Genomic DNA, 16,260 nt, shown 5'->3' on the forward strand with positions numbered 1-16,260 from the left:
GCCCCGTAGACCTCGTAGGCCCCCGTGACTCCGCCGCCCACCGGCACGGAGGCGCCCCCGCCCTCGACGCCGCCGCGATCATGGCCCGCTGCGACGAGCTCGCCGCGGTCTCCTCCAGCCGCGACGGCATCGAGCGGGTCTACCTCTCGCCCGAGCACGCCCGGGTGAACGCGATGGCCGCGCGCTGGATGACCGAGGCGGGCATGCGCACCTGGCAGGACGCGGCCGGCAACCAGTGCGGCCGCTACGAGGGCGCGACTCCGGGACTCCCGGCGCTCCTGCTCGGCTCGCACCTCGACTCGGTGCCCGACGCGGGCCGCTACGACGGGATCCTCGGCGTGATGCTCGCGATCGCCGTGGTGTCGCGCCTGCAGGGGGCGGGCCGGCGCCTGCCGTTCGCCGTCGAGGTCGTCGCGTTCGGCGACGAGGAGGGCACCCGCTTCGGCACAGCGCTCCTCGGCTCCCGCGCCCTCGCCGGCACCTGGGACGAGCACTGGTGGGAGCTCGAGGACGCCGACGGGACGACGCTCGTCGAGGCGTTCCACGAGTTCGGGCTGGACCCCTCGCGCATCCGCACCGCCGCGCGCGACGCGCAGGACGTTCTCGCCTACCTCGAGGCGCACATCGAGCAGGGCCCCTACCTGGAGGAGGCTGACCGCGCCCTCGCCGTGGTCTCCTCGATCGCGGGCGCCCGCCGCTTCGCACTCACCCTCACCGGCAAGGCCGGGCACGCGGGCGGAGTTCCGCTCGACCGCCGCCGCGACGCGCTCACCGGGGCGGCCGAGGCCGTGCTCGCGGTGGAGCGCATCGCGCGGGAGCAGGGCGTGATCGCCACGGTCGGCCGGCTCGAGACCTTCCCGGGCGCGGTCAACGTCATCCCCGGCCGGGTCGAGTTCAGCCTCGACCTCCGCGCCGAGACCGACGCCCAGCGCGACACGGCGTGGGACGCCATCGAGCACGCGATGTCGGAGTCGGCGTCGCGCCGCCGTCTCGCGCTGACGGTGGAGGAGACCCATTCGGCCCCCGCGGTCGTCGCCTCCTCTCGGCTGCAGGACGTCGTGCGCGCGGGCATCCGCGCGACCGGGGACGCGGAGCCGATGGTGCTGTTCTCCAAGGCCGGCCACGACGCGATGGCGGTCGCCGACCTCGCCGAGTACGCGATGCTCTTCCTCCGCTGCGAGGGCGGCGTCAGCCACCACCCGGACGAGAACGTGACCGAGGCCGACGTCGCGACCGCGCTCGACGCGTTCGAGGCGGCCGTGCTGGCGCTCGCCCACGGGACGCCGACCGCGTGACCCCCGCCCCGGCCCCCTCGACGAGCATCGGTCACCGCATCGATGCCGGCTACGCCGCGCTGTCGCGGCAGGAGCAGCGGGCGGCCGACTTCATCCTCGACCACCTCGGCGACCTGGCCGTCTACACGGCGACCGAGCTCGCCCAGCACAGCGGAGTGTCCAAGGCCACGGTCTCGCGGCTGTTCCGCCGCCTGGGGTTCTCGAACTCGCAGGAGGTGCGCGAGCACGCCCGGGCGCTGCGGTCCTCCGGTGTGCCAGTCGGTCCCGCGCAGGGACAGGGGGATCCGCTCGCCGCGCACCTCGAGAGCGAGCGGGCGAACCTGGCCCGGCTGGCCGCCGCGTTCGGCGACGGGCGGCTGGAGGAGGCGGTGCGGCTGATCGCGGGAGCGCGCGAGGTCGTCGTGATCGGACTGCGCAACAGCTACCCGGTGGCGCTGCACCTGCGCCAGCAGCTCGCGCAGGCGCGCGGACGCGTCCGGATCGCCCCGCAGCCCGGCCAGTCGCTCGGTGAGGAGCTCGAGGGGCTCGGAGCCGAGGACGTCGTGGTGCTGGTCGGCTTCCGCCGCCGCCCCGCCTCCTTCGCCGCCCTGATCGGGACGCTCGCCGCGCGCGAGGTGCCCGTGGTGCTCCTCGCGGATCCGCCCGCCCGGCGCTACGCGGAGCACGCGGCGGTCTGGCTGGAGTGCCCGGTCGACAGCGGCACGGCGCTGGACAGCTACGCGGCGGCGATGAGCGCGGTCGCGCTCGTGGCCTCCGGAGTGCTCGGGGCGTCGCCGAGGGAGTCGCGCGAGCGGATCGCCGGGATCAGCACGGCCTACGCGGAGCTCGCCGAGCTGGAGGACCGGCCGTGAGCGAGGCGGCGGAGCTGATCCGTGCGCACGCCAAGGACCCCGTCGGGCAGGCCGACCCGACTCCGTCCCTCGGCCGTGCCGAGCTGATCACCCCCACCTGCGGCGACCGGATCGAGCTGCGCGTCGACGGCGGCGTCGAGCAGGTGCGCCTCGCCTGGAGCGGGCGGGGGTGCGAGGTCTCACGGGGATCCGCGTCGCTGCTCGTGGACGGTCTCGACGGGCTGCCGGCGCCGGCGGTACGGGAGCGGATCGACGCGTTCCTCGCGGCGATGGCGCACCGGGAGGGTGCTCTCGCCGGCGAGGAGCAGGCGCTGCTCGCGGTGGCGGGCAATCCCGTCCGCTCCGTCTGCGCGACCCTGGCCTGGCGGGCGCTGGCCGCCGCCCTCGACGACGCGGGCCTGGCGTGAACCGCTCAGTCCGGCCCGTCGCGGTCGGCTCCCGACCACAGATCGCCGCACTCCACCCCCCGCGCGCCCCTCGCGCGGAGCAGGTCGCGCGCGCCGGAGTCGCCGTGCACGCCCTCGAGGAGCTCCGGCCAGTGGTCCCGTCCCAGCAGCACCGGATGACCGGGCCGACCGCGGAAGACCGCGCGGGCGAGCACGTCCGGCGCGACCGGCGCCTCCGCGAGCAGCCGGGCCCCCACGCTCGGCGGCTCCTCGGGCAGGTCGACCAGGGCGACCAGCGCGGCGACGCCCTCGGCCGCGGCGAGACCCGCGCGGAGCGACGCCGAGAGGCCGCTCTCCCACTCCGCCGCGACGACCACGTCCGCGGACGGCGGCACCAGGAGGCGCGCCCGTCCGCCCTCCGCGCCCAGGACCACGAGCACCCGCCCGCAGCCCACCGCGCGGAGCCTCTCGGCGGCCCGCTCCACCCAGGGAACTCCCGCCGCGTCGCGCCGCAGCGCCTTCGGGCCGCCCGCCCGGCGCCCCGCACCCGCCGCGAGCACCAGCCCGACGAGGTCCCGACTCCCGACCAGATCCATCCGACCATCGTGCCGCAGGCCGAGCCCCTGCTCCGCCGGACGAAGGAGACCGCATGACCGACACCCGATCCGAGACCGCCCGCGACGTGCTGCTCGCGTGCCTCGCCGTCCCCCGCTGGGCCGACGAGGTCGCCTCCGGCGCGCCCTACCCGTCGGCCGACGCGCTCGCCGACGCGGCCGAGCGGGCCGCGCGCACGCTCACCGAGGAGGAGGTGGAGGCGGCGCTGGCCGACCACCCCCGGATCGGCGAGCGGCACGCGGGCGCGGGGCGCTCCTCCGCGTTCTCGGCCGCGGAGCAGGCGGCGAGCCGCACGGGCGACGAGGAGCTGACCCGGCGGCTGCTGGCCGGCAACCGCGCCTACGAGGAGCGGTTCGGGCGCGTGTTCCTCCTCCGCGCGGCCGGCCGCGACCGGGCCGAGGTCGTCGCGGAGCTGGAGCGGAGACTCGGGCTCGACGACGAGACGGAGGCCCGCATCGTCGCGGAGCAGCTGCGGGAGATCACGGTGCTGCGGGTCCGCGGCCTTGACGACGGGCGCCTCGTCCGGGCGGAGGCCGCACGATGAGCGGGCACGCCAGCCGCGTCACCACCCACGTGCTCGACGCCGTCCGCGGCCGCCCCGCGCGCGGGGTCCCGGTGGCTCTCGACGCCCGTGCCGGTTCCGGCTGGGAGCGCCTCGCCGAGGCCCGCACCGACGACGACGGCCGCGTGGCGGCCTTCGGGCCGGAGCGCCTGGCCGCCGGGGTGCACCGGGTCGTCTTCGACACCGGCGTCTGGTTCGCCGCCTCGGGCACCGAGTCGTTCTACCCCGAGGTCGTCGTCGCCTTCCGCCTCGACGACGAGGAGGCGCACTTCCACATCCCGCTCCTGCTCAGCCCCTTCGCCTACTCGACCTACCGGGGCAGCTGATGCAGCTGCAGGACGTCCTCGACGCGCCGCAGCTGCGGCTGCGCGTGCTGGTCGCCGGCGACGGAGCGCTCGCGCGGCCGGTCGACGGCATCTTCACGACCGATCTCCTCGACCCGCGCCGCTACATCTCGCGCGACCAGCTGGTGCTGACCGGTCTGGTCTGGCGTCGGGACGCCCAGGACAGCGCGGCCTTCGTCGCCGCGGTCGCGGACTCGGGTGCCAGCGCTCTGCTCGCCGGCGAGGGGCTGCTGGGCTTCGTGCCGGACGACCTCGTCGTCGCCTGCCGCGAGCACGACGTCCCGCTGATCGCCGTGCCGGCCGATGTGTCGTTCGGCGCGATCACGGCGCACCTGTCGAACGCCCTCGCCGGCGACCGCGTGGCCCGGCTGACGGCCGCCCTCGCCCGCCAGCGGGAACTGCTGACGGAGGTCTACCGGGGGCAGCAGCTCGACGAGCTCGTCACGCGCACCTCGCGCGAGCTCGGACTCCCCGTGTCGGTGCTGACCGCCACCGGCCGGACCGCGGCCTCCGCCTCGCCCCTGGGGCTGGGGGAGATCGAGCGGGTCGTGCACGCGGCGCTCACGGCCCGGCGCAGCCCGGTCGTGGTCGCGGACGCCCGCGGCGGCGCCCTGTCGGTCCTCACCGTCGCCGGAGCGGGCGAGCACCGCGCCACCTCCTGGCTGGTCGTCGTCGGGGGCGACTGGAACGACTGGCCCGCCGCAGTGCTGGACGCCGTGACCGAGCTCGCCGGAGTCGTGGGGGTCTACCGGCTGCAGCGGGAGGCGGCGCTCTCGGCCGACTCCGCTCTCGCCGACCGCCTGCTCGAGCTCGTGGAGGAGGACAGCGAGCAGCCCGAGGCCGCGGTGTACCTGCGGCAGCTCGGACTCGGCGGCGCCGGGCGGTGCGCCGTGGTCGCCGCCGAGTTCGAGGGCGACGCGCCCCCGGACCTGGCGCGCCGTGTCCTGGTCGACGCCGCCGCGCACCTGGGCCGCGCCGTGGTCGGACGCGACGCCCAGGGCTGCGCGGTGGCGGTGCTGCCCACCGAGGCGACCGATGCGATCCCCACCGGCGCGGATCCGCTCGCCGTCGTCACCTCGGCGCTGCGACGAGCGGGAGCCGCGTGGCCGGGCGCCGTGCTGCGCGTCGGGACGAGCGCCGCGACTCCGCTGCCCGCGCTCGGCGGCGCCCTCCGCTCGGCACGCTACGGGATGCTGCTGCCGGGCTCTCCGGGCGACGACGCTCCGGTGCGGGTCAGCGACTCCGGGGAGGTCACCTCCGCCGTGCAGCTGCTGAGCGCGGTCCCCGACCACCTGCGCTCGGTGTTCGTCGAGCTGGTGCTCGGGCGGCTCATCGAGCACGACGCGCGCTACGGCTCGCAGCTGGTCGCCACGCTCGCGGCGTTCCTCGACTGCGGCGGCTCGTGGGTGCGCACGGCGGAGCAGACGCACCTGCACCTGAACACGGTGCGGTACCGCATCGCGAGGGTGGAGGAGCTGACGCAGCGCGACCTGTCGGACACCGCGGACCGCGCCGACCTGTTCCTGGCGCTGCGCCTGCGCTGACGGCCGAGTGCGCGCGGTCCGCACCGCGCCGCCCCGGCCGGCCCCGTCACTCCGGAGGCGCGATCCGCCTGCCCCGGACGTGCACCGCGGCGATCGCCGGCTCGCGCAGGGTCATCAGCAGGGCGAAGAGCAGCTGGGCCGTCGCCTCCTCCTCGTCGTCCGCGCGGATCCCGTGGGCGAGGACGTCGGCGAGCGGCTCCCACCGGTCGGGCTCGATGCGGAGGAAGTCCGCGTCCTTCCCGGGGTCGAGGCTGCCGAACCGGTCCTCCTGGTCGAGCGCCCGCGCGCCGGCGAGCGTCGCCGTGAACAGGAGCTCGGCCGGATGCAGGGCGACGGCCGCGTCGCCGGGCTCCGAGAGGTGCACCTTGAAGGCGTCGTTCGCCACTCGCGCCAGCAGCCACTCGTCGCCCGCGCCCACGTCCGAACCGAGGGCGACGGTGACCCCCGAGGCGACGGTCCGGCGCCAGGGCATGGTGCCGGAGCCGAGGAACTGCTGCGAGGTCGGGCAGTGGGCGATCGAGGTGCCGGTCTCCTCCATCCGGTGCAGCTCCGCGTCCTGGCAGTGCACGGCGTGGGCGAGGATCGTGCGCGGCCCGAGGAGGGAGGATCCTCCGCGCGCGGAGCCGGGGAGGAAGAGCCCGTCGTAGGTGTCGAGGTAGCTGCGGGTGCCGTACGAGCCGAGCACGGCGGCGATCTCGCCGTCGCCGGGCCGGTCGTTCTCGTTGAGGTGGCTGTGCACGTAGACGCCGCGTCCGCGGACGTCGTCGTAGAGGTCGCCGAGCGCTCCGAGGGTCCGGGGAGTGACGGACAGCGAGAACCGCGGGACGAGCGCGACCTGCAGGAGCGGGTTCCTCCCGTGCCAGCGGTCGATCTCCTCCGACACGAGCGTCAGCGCCTCCTCCTCCGAGGTGATCAGGGGCGCCGCCGAGGCCGGGCCCGTGGTCTGGATCCCGCGCCCCGACACGATCCGCAGCCCCGCCTCGCGGGTGCGCTCGAAGAGGGCGTCCTGCGCGGCCGGGAACGCGGAGCCGAAGACCATCGCGGCGGTCGTGCCCGCGGCCACCCGCCGCCGGGTGAAGGCTCGCGCGACGACGTCGGCGAACTCCGGGTCGGCGAGCCGCGCCTCCGAGGGGAACACCGTCCGGTCGAGCCACTCGAGCAGCTGGCCGCCGCCGAAGCCGTCGGTCGAGAACGTCTGGGGGAAGTGCACGTGCGCGTCGACGAAGCCGGGCAGCAGGACCGACGCGGCGTCGCCGGAGACCGGCAGGAGCGCGAAGCGGTCCGGCAGCTCGCGGTACGGACCGACCCAGGCGATCGTGCCGTCCTCGTCCACGGCGAGAGCGCCGTCCGGGATCGACACCAGCGACTCCCGCGCGGTCGCGAGCGTCGCACCCCCGGCGACGTGCAGCACGTGCCCCCGGTGGACGCCCCCGGCGCCGGTCACACCAGGCCCGTGTAGGCGGTCCAGGCGGATCCCGCGGGCGGCGCGTCGTCGCGGGTGACGCTCGCCTGGATCAGCCCGTAGGGGCGGTCGGCGGCGTGGAAGACCTCGTTGTCGTTCTCGACGCCGAAGGGCGAGAGGTCGTAGACGAAGTGGTGCTTGTTCGGCGCGGAGAGACGGATCTCGACGATCTGCGGGTACTCCTCCAGGACCGCCTTCCCCATCTCGAAGAGCGTCTGCTGGAGGGCGAGGGAGTGCACGGTCGCGAAGCGGCTCGTCATGAGCGCCTTGACGCCCGCGTAGACCGCCTCCCAGTCCATCGCCGCGATCTCGTCCTCGCTCAGGGCGAAGCGCCACTTCGCGACCAGCGAGGTCGCCATCACCCGGTCGTTCGTCGGCTGGAGGACCGTGTACGGGTCGGTGAGGAAGCCGTGGAACTCGCTCCCCGTGGACTTCAGGATCGTGAGGTCCTTGAAGCCGCCGGTGATCCAGATCCGCCGCTCCTCGCCCGAGCCCTCGACCGTGACCGACGCGATCCGCGTCTCCTGGCCCTTCCGGACCCAGGTGTGGTCGTGCTCGCGCCCGTCCACCAGCACGCGCTCCCAGGCGAACTCCTCGATCTCGATGCGGGCGCCGTGGACGGGCTCGTAGCCGTCGACGAAGTGGCGGGCCAGCTCGAGGCCGTAGGGCTCGATCGAGCGCAGGCCCTTCTCCTTGGCGAAGGCGTACGCCGTCTGCTTCTGCGTGTCCGTGGGCAGGACGGCCGACTGGTCGCCCTCTCGGTGCGCGGCCTCGAAGTCGCCGCGGAGGGCCGTGGAGACGTTGACGTCGTGGATCTCGTGCCGCGGGGTCTCGCGGTAGATCCGCACGACGCGGTTCTCGGCCTTCCCGTACTGGTGGTCCCCGAGGATGATCGACATGTCCGCTCCTGTCCGTTCCGTGCGGCCGGGCCCGGTCACGCGGTGGTGACCGTCCTGCTCGCGGCTCCTGCGAGCCCGTCTGCCAGCCTCGCGCCTGCCGGGGGCTCCGCGCACCGGCGGAGCATCCCGAGGAGCCGCCGCCGGGACTCCGAGTCTTGTGCGATCCGCCCGCTCCGCGGCTCCGACCCGCCTCCGTTCACACGCTCGAAACCTGCCGATGACACGGCGGCGCTCGGCGTGAGCGGTCGAGCTCCCCGAGGTGTCGTCAGGGAGGCGGGGGATCGGCGGATCGAGGTCAGGGGCGGGTGAGGAGGCGCCCGGCGGGCGGGACCGTCTCGGCGGTGACGCGTCGGCCGCCCACCCAGGTGGCGGCGACGGCGCCGCGGAGGACGCGGTCCTCGTAGGCCGAGACGGGGTTCCGGTGCGAGAGGGCGTCGACGTCCACGCGCCACTGCGCCTCCGGGTCGAACGCGACCAGGTCGGCGTCGGACCCCGCGTGCAGCAGGCCCTTCTGGCCGAGCCCGGCGAACGCGGCGGTCGCCGTGGACATCCAGGCGACGACCTGCTCGAGCGGGATGCCCCGCTCGCGGGCCCCGGTCCAGACCGCGCGGAAGCTCAGCTCGAGTCCCGAGATCCCGCCCCAGGCGACGCCGAAGTCGCCGCCCGCGGGGAGCTTGAGCTCGGCGGTGGCGGGGGAGTGGTCCGAGGCGATGATGTCGATCGTCCCGTCGAGCAGCCCCTTCCAGAGCAGCTCGCGGTTGCGCTCGTCGCGGATCGGCGGGCAGCACTTGAACTGCGTGCCGCCGTCGGGGATCGAGCCGGCGTCGAAGGTGAGGTAGTGCGGGCAGGTCTCGGCGGAGATCGGCAGCCCCTCGGCCTTCGCCTCGCGCAGGAGCGGCAGCGCGTCGGCGGAGGAGAGGTGCAGGATGTGCGCGCGGCAGCCGGTCTCGCGGACGGCCTCGATCACGTGCAGGATCGCGCTGCGCTCGGAGGCGGGCGGGCGGGAGTCGACGAACGCGCCGTAGGAGGCGCCGGGCTCCAGCGCGCTCGCCTCCAGTTCGGCCGGGTCCTCGGCGTGCACGATCAGCAGTCCGTCGAAGGCGGCGATCTCGCGCATCGCCTCGACGAGCTGCTCCCGGCTCAGGTGCGGGAACTCGTTTACTCCGCTCGGCGAGAGGAAGCACTTGAAGCCGAAGACGCCCGCGTCGTGGAGCTCGCGCAGCGTGCCGAGGTTCGAGGGGATCGCCCCGCCCCAGAAGCCGACGTCCACCTGCGCCTGCGGCCCGGCGGCCGCGCGCTTGGCCTCGAGCCCCGCCACCGTGGTGGTCGGCGGGATCGAGTTCAGCGGCATGTCGATGATCGTGGTGACGCCCCCGGCGGCGGCCGCGCGGGTGGCGGAGGCGAAGCCCTCCCACTCCGTGCGGCCCGGCTCGTTGACGTGCACGTGGGTGTCGACGATCCCCGGGATCAGGACCTGGCCCTCGGGGAGGACGATCTCCTCCGTGGTCCGCCAGGGGGCGTCCCGCTCGCCGACCGCGACGATCAGGCCCTCGGCGATCGCGATGCTGGCCGGACGCCGGCCGTTCTCGGTCAGCACGTCGGAGGCGCGGATCACGAGGTCGAGGAAGGGAGCGTCGTCAGGCATGGATCGACCCTATACTCGGCATGTTTCCTGCGTGTGAGCGCCCGTCGGCGGCTCCGCCCGGCCTCCCCGCAGCCCCGGCGCCGTCGCCTCCCGTCCGAGAAGAGGAGGCCGTCGTGCTCGACATCGCCGACCCCCTGCTCGAGCTCGTCGAGGCGGGCGGGAGCGTCGCGGTCGTCACGGTCACGCACGTCTTCGGTTCGGCTCCCCGCGCTCTCGGCTCCTCGATGGCGGTGGACGCGGAGGGGCGCGCGATCGGCTCGATCTCCGGCGGCTGCGTCGAGGCGCAGGCGTACGCGCTGGCCCAGGAGGTGCTCGGCACCTCGGGCAGCGCGTCCGAGCATTTCGGCTTCGACGACGAGGCGGCCTTCGCCGCCGGCCTGTCCTGCGGGGGGCAGCTGCGCGTGTTCGGCCAGGTCGTCGACTCCGGCTCCACCGCGGTCCTCGCCGAGCTGCGCGCCGCCCGCGCCGGCCGCTCGGCCGCGCTGGCGATCGTCGTCGGCGGCCCGGAGGAGGTGATCGGCCTCGTCCTCACCGGAGCGACGCGCCTCCAGGACGTCGTCGGCCCGCACCTGGACGAGGACACGGCCCGCCGCATCCTCGCCGAGCGCGAGGCGCGCCTGGCCTCCGGCCGCTCGGCCACGGTCGAGACCGCCTGCCGAGGTGCCGAGCTCGAGATCGCCTACGTCGTGCACGCCGAGCGGCCGCGCCTGCTGATCTACGGCGCCGTCGACTTCTCCGCCGCGCTCTGCTCCGCCGGCGCCCTGCTCGGATACCGCGTGACCGTCTGCGACGCGCGTCCGGTGTTCGCGACCGCCGAGCGCTTCCCCGGCGCCGACGAGGTCCTCGTCGAGTGGCCGTCCGACCACCTCGCCCGCGCCGAGGTCGACTCGCGCACCGTGATCGCGGTGCTCACGCACGACGAGAAGTTCGACATCCCGCTGCTCGAGACCGCGCTCGCGCTCCCGGTCGCCTACGTCGGTGCGATGGGGTCGCGGCGCACCCATGAGCGGCGGCTGCGGCTGCTGCGCGAGGCGGGAGTGACGGAGGAGGCGCTCGCCCGCCTGCACTCGCCGATCGGCCTGGACATCGGCGCGTCGACGCCGGAGGAGACGGCCGTGTCGATCCTCGCGGAGGTCCTCGCCGCGCGCACGGGGACGTCCGGGGAGCCGCTCGCGGGGCGCTCGGGCCCGATCCACACGGCGCGCTGAGCCGCACGTCCTCCCTTGACGGCGCGCCGTCGTGATCGCGCCGGCCTGCTCGCACTCCGGCGGGAAACGGCCGCGAAACACCGCGCTGCCATGCTCGGGGCATGCAGCGCCACGTCCTCACCGGAGCCCACGTCGCCACCGTCGACGCGCACGGGACCGAGCACCCCGTCGGCCACGTCGTCGTCGACGACTCCCGCATCGTCGCCGTCGGAGCCGGCGACCCTCCGGCGTGGGCCCTCGACGGACGGTCCCCGACGGGCCTGCCGGCGCAGGAGGCGATCGCGCTCACGCGGGTCGACGGCCGCGGCCACCTGCTCACTCCCGGGCTCGTCAACACGCACCACCACCTCTACCAGTGGCTCACCCGCGGCTGGGCGCAGGACTCGATCCTCTTCGACTGGCTCGTCGCGCTCTACCCCGCCTGGTCCCGCATCGACGCCGACCTGACCCGCTCCGCCGCCCTCGGCGCGATGGGCGTCCTCGCCCGGTCCGGCTGCAGCACCGTCGCCGACCACCACTACGTCTTCCCACGGGGCTCCGGCGACATCGTCGGCGGCATCGTCGACGCGGCCGGCACCCTCGGCCTCCGGCTGCACGCGACCCGCGGGTCGATGGACCTCGGCGAGTCCCGGGGCGGCCTCCCGCCGGACTTCGCCGTCGAGACCACGGCGGCCGCGCTCCAGGCCAGCGGAGAGGCGGTCCAGCGGTACCACGACGCCTCCGCCGACGCGATGGTGCGGGTCGCGATCGCCCCGTGCTCGCCGTTCTCGGTGACCACCGACCTGCTGCGAGAGTCGGCCGTCCTCGCCCGTCAGCTCGGGGTCCGGCTGCACACCCACGGCTCCGAGACCGTGGAGGAGGACGCCTACACGCGGGAGGCGTTCGGCCTCTCGCCCACCGACCACCTGGAGTCGCTCGGCTGGCTCGGCGACGACGTCTGGATGGCGCACTGCGTCCACCTCGACGCCGACGCGATCGCGAAGTTCGCGGCCACGGGCACCGGAGTCGCGCACTGCCCGTCCTCGAACGGCCGGCTCGCGGCGGGCATCGCGCCGATCCCGCAGCTGCTGGCTGCGGGAGCCCCGGTCGGCCTCGGCGTGGACGGCGCGGCGTCGAACGAGTCCGGTCAGCTCGGCTCCGAGATCCGCGCCGCGGTGCTGATGAACCGCCTGCGCGCCGGCGCCGACCGGATGAGCGCCCGGCAGGCGCTCTCGGTCGCCACCATCGGCGGGGCCCGGGTGCTCGGCCGGCAGGACGAGATCGGCTCGATCGAGGTCGGCAAGCTCGCCGACCTCGCGCTCTGGCGGATCGACGGGATCGAGCACGCGGGCATCGCGGACCCGGTCGCGGCGCTCGCGCTCGGAGCGCAGCCCCCGCTGAGCCTGCTCCTGGTGCAGGGTCGCCCGACGGTGCGGGAGGGACGGCTGGTGAACGCGGACGAGGACGCGATCGCCCGCGAGGTCGCCCGGGCGAGCACGGAGCTGGCGTCGCGCGTCTGAGCTGCGGCGGCCGATCGGCGCTCAGCCCGTCGTCGTTCAACCGGGCGGCGCCTCCGCCTCGACGGACGCGACCGGGGCGGCGTCCGGGTGCAGGAGCCGCCAGATCCGGTCGCGGGAGAGCGGCAGCTCGGTCGGCCGCACGCCGATCGCGTCGCGGACGGCGTTGGCGAGTGCGGGGGCGACCGGGTTGTAGGGCGCCTCGCTCATCGACTTCGCGCCGAACGGCCCGAGCTCGTCGGCGGTGTCCGCGAAGAGCACCTCGGTCTCGGGCACGTCCGCCATCTGCGGGATGTGGTAGTTCCGGAGGATCGCCGTGGTCACGGTGCCCTCGCCGTCGAGGATCACCTCCTCGTACAGCGCCGAGCCGATCGCCTGCGCCACTCCGCCCTCGACCTGCCCGCGGCACTGCGCCGGGTTGATCACGAAGCCGGCGTCGGCCGCCTGGACCGACTGCAGGATCCGCACCTCGCCCGTCGGCTCGTGCACCGCGACGCGGAAGCCCTGGACGTTGAACGCGAGCGAGCGCTGAGCGCCGTCCTCGCTCCCGGTCGCGGTGACCGGTCCGCCGGCCGCACGGACCAGATCGGCGAACGCGACCCGGGTGCCGTCCGGAGCGAGCAGGCCCTCGTCGTCGGGCTCGAAGGTCTCGTCGTGCCCGGTCAGCCGCTTGGCGAGCGCCTGCAGCTCGGCGAGGAGGCGCGTCGCGGCCGAGTGGACGGCCTTGCCCGCGACCACCGTGCCGGCGCTGCCGAACGCTCCGGTGTCGTAGCGGGCCGCGTCCGTGTCGGACTGGCGGATCCGCACCCGGTCGGCCGAGGCGCGGAAGGCGCTCGCGACCAGCTGCGTGTGCACGGTGGTCGTCCCGTTGCCGAACTCGGCCGTGCCGACGCCGATGGTCAGCACGCCCTCGGCGTCGACGGTGACGGTCGCCTCCGAGAAGTGGCCCCGCGGTGGGATGGTGGCGATCATCGCCAGTGCCGTGCCCTGCCCTGTCCGCCACCCCGGTCCGTCGGGGGCGGGGGAGCCGCCGCCGCCGGCCAGTGCCGCCTCGGTGAGGTCGAGGCACTGGTCGAGCCCGTAGGAGGCGAAGCCGATGTCGTCGCCCTCGACGTGCGTGACCACCAGCGGCTCGCCCGGGCGCACCGCGTTGATCCGCCGCAGCTCGAACGGGTCGATCCCGAGCTCGCGGGCGAGATCGTCCATCGCCGACTCGATGCCGAAGATCACCTGCCCGAGGCCGTAGCCGCGGAACGCCCCCGAGGGGAGGTTGTTCGTGTAGACGGCCTGCGCGTCGACGCGCTTGCTGGGCGCGCTGTAGACGGCGACCGACTCCGAGGTGCCGTGGAACATCACGCCGGGTCCGTGGTTGCCGTAGGCGCCGGTGTCCGAGAGCACGTCCACGGCGAGGGCGGTCAGCCGTCCGTCGCGCCGGGCGCCGAGCGTGACGCCGACCCGCATCGGGTGTCGGCAGGGGGCCATCGTGAACTCGTCGCTCCGGGTGAACTCGAACTGCACGGGCCGGCCGGTGGCGAGCACGGCGAGGGCGACGACGTCCTCCGTCAGGATCTCCTGCTTGCCGCCGAAGCCGCCGCCCACCCGTGCCGTGAAGACGCGGACGGTCGACGGATCGCGGTCGAACAGGCGCGCGATCTCGTCGCGCACGAGGAAGGGCACCTGCGTCGAGGTCCGCAGCACCAGCTCTCCGCCCTCGAGCCAGCCGATGGTGCCGTGGGTCTCGAGCGCCGTGTGCGCGACCCGGGAGGTCGAGTACCGGCCCTCGACGACCACGTCGGCCTCCGCGAGTCCGGCGGCCACGTCCCCGTACTCTCCGTGGAGCTCCGCGACGACGTTCGCCTCCGGCCGGGCGATGCGCGAGGCGATCGGATCCTTGTCGGCGTGCAGGAGCGGCGCGCCGGGGGAGCGCGCCTCCTCCGGGTCGAAGACGGCGGGCAGCACCTCGTAGTCGACCTCGACGGCGCGGCAGGCCGCCTCCGCCTCGGCCACCGACTCCGCGACCACCACGGCCACGCGCTGCCCGCGGAACCGGACGACCGTGTCGAGCATGCGGGTGTCGTCCGGGTCGTCGAGCCGGGACTCGTGGCGGGCGGTGGAGTAGAGGACGTCCGGGACGTCCTCGGCGGTGAGGACCGCGACGACGCCCCGCATCGCGCGGGCGGCGGTCGTATCGATCGAGCGGATGCGCGCGTGGGCGTGCGGGCTCTGGACGACCTTCAGGTGCAGCAGGCCGGGGACGGCGACGTCGAGGGTGAACGGCTCGCGGCCCTGGACGATCCGCCGGCCGGCGGGCGCGCCGAGCGAGCGGCCGACCCGGGACTCCTCGGCCGACGGGCGACCGGTGCGGCGGACGGGGGTGAGACCCGACGACGGGGCCGCGTGCCGTCCGCGGACCGGGGCCTCCGTGCGATCCGCTCCGGACGGCTCGGCCGCGTGCGCGCCGTGCCCGGACGCGCAGGCGCCCGTCACGGCCTCGCGGATGGGACGGTAGCCCGTGCACCGGCAGAGGTTGCCCTTCATCAGCCGCGGCACGTCCTCGGCGCGGACTCCGTCGAGCGCCGTGGCCGTGACCACCATGCCGGCCGTGCAGAAGCCGCACTGGAACGCGCCGGCCTCGACGAACGCCTCCTGCACCGCGCTCGGCTCCTCGGGCGTGCCGAGGCCGGCCGCTGTCGTCACCTCGCGCCCCTCGACGCGGTGGGCGGGGTAGAGGCAGGAGTGGAACGGCGTCCCGTCGACGAGGACGGAGCAGGCGCCGCAGTCGCCGGCGTCGCACCCCTTCTTCACCTCGAAGTGCTCGTGGTCGCGGAGGAGGGTGCGCAGCACCTGGCCGGGGCGGGGGGAGGCGTCGACCGGCTCCCCGTTGACGGTGAACCTCATCGGGCGCCTCCGGCCAGCTCGGTGCGGATCTCCTCGGCGAGCACGCGGACGACGGCGTGGCGCCAGTCGGCGGCTCCGTGCGGGTCGGTGAACCAGGTCGCGACGCCGTCGACGGCCGCGGCGAGCTCGGCCGAGGAGGGAACGGCGGCGAAGCGGAGCAGCTCCGGCCGGACGGTCGCCGCGGTGATCGTGAGCACGAACGCGCCGTCGGTGTCGAGGCGGCCGATGACGACGGCGCCGGAGCGTCCGAGAGGGGAGAGCGCCGTCTTGCGGAACGCGGTGCGCGCCCGGAGGGAGGAGAGCGGGATCTCGATCGAGCGGATGACGTCGTCCTGGGCCAGGGAAGTGGTCATGTCGCCGGTCACGAGCTCGGCGACCGGCACGGCGACGTCCGAGCCGTCGGCCCGCCAGACGAGGGCGGTGGCGTCGAGCGCGGCGGCGAGGCTGATCATCGGTCCTGCGGGCAGGGCGTTGGCGATGTTGCCGCCGACAGTGGCGACGTTCCAGATCTTGAAGGAGCCCAGCAGGGCCGTGCAGCACTGGAAGAAGAGCGGATGGGCGGTGTCGCCCGCGTCGGGCATCGCGGCGAGCTCGCTGAGCGTGCAGGTCGCCGCGATCGAGAGCCCGGCGTCCGTGCGCACGATCGGCTCCCACGCGAATCCCTGCAGGTCGAGGAGCTCGTCGAGGTGGTCGTGGGGGAGGGAGAACACCCAGGAGCCGCCTCCGATGACCGCTGAGCGCGGCCCGCGGCCCGCCAGCTCGGAGCGCTCGCGCACCACCCGGACGCGCTGGATCGTGTTCAGGTCCATGCCGCGCCTCCGTCCCGCGCCCGTCGGGCGTCTCCCCCCAGTGAACCCCACCCGTGTGACGCCCGTGTTTCCCCACCCCGTCCTCCCGCGGCTCCGCCCCCCGTCCCCCCGGCGGATCCGCCATCCGCTGCGCCACACCCCGGGCCCCGACCTTGCGGATCAGTGGGCGACCTCCCGATGTCGACCCGCCACCCCCTCGCTCTCCCCCCGAGCCGAACGATCGATCCGCGTGTGAGCGGATCGGTC

The 16,260-nt window shown here is 75.0% G+C and carries 14 protein-coding genes; 8 read left to right on the forward strand and 6 right to left on the reverse strand.

Annotated features, from left to right (window positions below):
- Positions 1-80 precede the first annotated feature (80 nt).
- The 3 genes from C5C54_RS10565 to C5C54_RS10575 are packed head-to-tail and all read left to right on the forward strand — an operon-like array spanning position 81 to position 2,553.
- Positions 81-1,295 carry an allantoate amidohydrolase gene (locus C5C54_RS10565; RefSeq protein ID WP_104288308.1) on the forward strand — a complete coding sequence of 405 codons (1,215 nt, stop codon included), beginning with the start codon at positions 81-83 and terminating at the stop codon, positions 1,293-1,295.
- Positions 1,292-2,146, forward strand: a complete 855-nt coding sequence (locus tag C5C54_RS10570) for a MurR/RpiR family transcriptional regulator (protein ID WP_219812189.1) — start codon at positions 1,292-1,294, stop codon at positions 2,144-2,146. Before C5C54_RS10565 ends, C5C54_RS10570 begins: the two co-directional genes overlap by 4 nt.
- Entirely contained in the window at positions 2,143-2,553 is a 411-nt protein-coding gene (locus C5C54_RS10575; RefSeq protein WP_104226650.1) for an iron-sulfur cluster assembly scaffold protein, read from the forward strand. The genes C5C54_RS10570 and C5C54_RS10575 overlap by 4 nt, the downstream gene beginning before the upstream one ends.
- Positions 2,554-2,558: 5 nt before the next feature.
- On the opposite strand, the gene C5C54_RS10580 is transcribed toward C5C54_RS10575, so the two are convergent.
- A complete protein-coding gene (locus tag C5C54_RS10580; protein ID WP_104226649.1) occupies positions 2,559-3,128 on the reverse strand; it encodes an NTP transferase domain-containing protein in 570 nt (189 codons plus the stop codon).
- A gap of 53 nt (positions 3,129-3,181) precedes the next feature.
- On the opposite strand from C5C54_RS10580, the gene uraD reads away from it, so the two are divergent.
- From uraD to C5C54_RS10595, 3 genes are read left to right on the forward strand one after another with little or no spacing between them, the layout of a single operon-like run.
- Positions 3,182-3,691: a 2-oxo-4-hydroxy-4-carboxy-5-ureidoimidazoline decarboxylase gene (gene uraD, locus C5C54_RS10585; protein ID WP_104234584.1), complete on the forward strand. Its 510-nt coding sequence runs from the start codon at positions 3,182-3,184 to the stop codon at positions 3,689-3,691.
- A complete protein-coding gene (gene uraH, locus C5C54_RS10590; protein WP_104262995.1) occupies positions 3,688-4,035 on the forward strand; it encodes a hydroxyisourate hydrolase in 348 nt (115 codons plus the stop codon). Before uraD ends, uraH begins: the two co-directional genes overlap by 4 nt.
- Complete coding sequence (locus C5C54_RS10595) at positions 4,035-5,597, forward strand: PucR family transcriptional regulator (protein WP_104288309.1); 1,563 nt, start codon at positions 4,035-4,037, stop codon at positions 5,595-5,597. The genes uraH and C5C54_RS10595 overlap by 1 nt, the downstream gene beginning before the upstream one ends.
- A gap of 46 nt (positions 5,598-5,643) precedes the next feature.
- On the opposite strand, the gene C5C54_RS10600 is transcribed toward C5C54_RS10595, so the two are convergent.
- From C5C54_RS10600 to allB, 3 genes are all read right to left on the reverse strand, one after another.
- A complete protein-coding gene (locus tag C5C54_RS10600; RefSeq protein ID WP_104288310.1) occupies positions 5,644-7,041 on the reverse strand; it encodes an amidohydrolase family protein in 1,398 nt (465 codons plus the stop codon).
- On the reverse strand, positions 7,038-7,958 hold the full coding sequence (pucL, locus tag C5C54_RS10605; protein ID WP_104226645.1) for a factor-independent urate hydroxylase: 921 nt from the start codon (positions 7,956-7,958) through the stop codon (positions 7,038-7,040). Before pucL ends, C5C54_RS10600 begins: the two co-directional genes overlap by 4 nt.
- Before the next feature lie 295 nt (positions 7,959-8,253).
- A complete protein-coding gene (gene allB / locus C5C54_RS10610) occupies positions 8,254-9,603 on the reverse strand; it encodes an allantoinase AllB (RefSeq protein WP_104288311.1) in 1,350 nt (449 codons plus the stop codon).
- Positions 9,604-9,716: 113 nt separating this feature from the next.
- Between allB and C5C54_RS10615 the strand changes: the two genes are divergently transcribed.
- Positions 9,717-10,811, forward strand: a complete 1,095-nt coding sequence (locus C5C54_RS10615; RefSeq protein ID WP_104288312.1) for an XdhC family protein — start codon at positions 9,717-9,719, stop codon at positions 10,809-10,811.
- 101 nt (positions 10,812-10,912) lie between these two features.
- Entirely contained in the window at positions 10,913-12,310 is a 1,398-nt protein-coding gene (locus C5C54_RS10620) for an 8-oxoguanine deaminase (RefSeq protein WP_104248247.1), read from the forward strand.
- Between the two features lie 36 nt (positions 12,311-12,346).
- Here C5C54_RS10620 and C5C54_RS10625 read toward each other — a convergent pair whose 3' ends face one another.
- Together C5C54_RS10625 and C5C54_RS10630 are read right to left on the reverse strand one after the other, a co-directional pair.
- Positions 12,347-15,205 carry a molybdopterin cofactor-binding domain-containing protein gene (locus C5C54_RS10625; protein WP_104288313.1) on the reverse strand — a complete coding sequence of 953 codons (2,859 nt, stop codon included), beginning with the start codon at positions 15,203-15,205 and terminating at the stop codon, positions 12,347-12,349.
- Positions 15,202-16,014: an FAD binding domain-containing protein gene (locus C5C54_RS10630; protein WP_104288314.1), complete on the reverse strand. Its 813-nt coding sequence runs from the start codon at positions 16,012-16,014 to the stop codon at positions 15,202-15,204. Before C5C54_RS10630 ends, C5C54_RS10625 begins: the two co-directional genes overlap by 4 nt.
- Between the last annotated feature and the right edge of the window lie 246 nt (positions 16,015-16,260).

Source organism: Rathayibacter sp. AY1F2, assembly GCF_002930885.1.
Taxonomy (GTDB): domain Bacteria; phylum Actinomycetota; class Actinomycetes; order Actinomycetales; family Microbacteriaceae; genus Rathayibacter.

Bases quoted from the DNA above. Each gene is read 5' to 3' on its own strand.
- C5C54_RS10565 (WP_104288308.1), top strand. From the start codon at position 81: ATGGCCCGCTGCGACGAGCTCGCCGCGGTCTCCTCCAGCCGCGACGGC.
- C5C54_RS10580 (WP_104226649.1), bottom strand. From the start codon at position 3,128: ATGGATCTGGTCGGGAGTCGGGACCTCGTCGGGCTGGTGCTCGCGGCG.
- uraD (WP_104234584.1), top strand. From the start codon at position 3,182: ATGACCGACACCCGATCCGAGACCGCCCGCGACGTGCTGCTCGCGTGC.
- uraH (WP_104262995.1), top strand. From the start codon at position 3,688: ATGAGCGGGCACGCCAGCCGCGTCACCACCCACGTGCTCGACGCCGTC.
- C5C54_RS10595 (WP_104288309.1), top strand. From the start codon at position 4,035: ATGCAGCTGCAGGACGTCCTCGACGCGCCGCAGCTGCGGCTGCGCGTG.
- pucL (WP_104226645.1), bottom strand. From the start codon at position 7,958: ATGTCGATCATCCTCGGGGACCACCAGTACGGGAAGGCCGAGAACCGC.
- allB (WP_104288311.1), bottom strand. From the start codon at position 9,603: ATGCCTGACGACGCTCCCTTCCTCGACCTCGTGATCCGCGCCTCCGAC.
- C5C54_RS10620 (WP_104248247.1), top strand. From the start codon at position 10,913: ATGCAGCGCCACGTCCTCACCGGAGCCCACGTCGCCACCGTCGACGCG.
- C5C54_RS10625 (WP_104288313.1), bottom strand. From the start codon at position 15,205: ATGAGGTTCACCGTCAACGGGGAGCCGGTCGACGCCTCCCCCCGCCCC.
- C5C54_RS10630 (WP_104288314.1), bottom strand. From the start codon at position 16,014: ATGGACCTGAACACGATCCAGCGCGTCCGGGTGGTGCGCGAGCGCTCC.